The sequence below is a fragment of the Vibrio sp. 10N.222.55.C6 genome, assembly GCF_041473395.1.
GTDB lineage: Bacteria > Pseudomonadota > Gammaproteobacteria > Enterobacterales > Vibrionaceae > Vibrio > Vibrio crassostreae_C.
Window position 1 is genome coordinate 1 of record NZ_JBFRSD010001033.1, and the last position, 203, is coordinate 203.

The window sequence follows — 203 nt, forward strand, 5'->3', positions numbered from 1 at the left end:
AGCCTTAGCCGAGATTGAATCTGATAGGCATGTGGCGGAAGGCCAAACTCTTTCTGAAAAGAACGCACTAAGTGAAACGGACTCAATGCCGCTAACTTAGACAGCTCCTCTAGGGACACATCGGCTTGTGGAAAATCATCTAAGAACTCTTTCACCAAGACAAGCTGGCGCTGAGTTTTTCCGTCGAGTTGAGGGTTAAGCGG

The 203-nt window shown here is 48.3% G+C and carries 1 pseudogene; it reads right to left on the minus strand.

Annotated elements, in window-relative coordinates:
- Nucleotides 1–203: pseudogene (locus AB4486_RS27420) on the minus strand (AraC family transcriptional regulator); the annotation flags it as partial.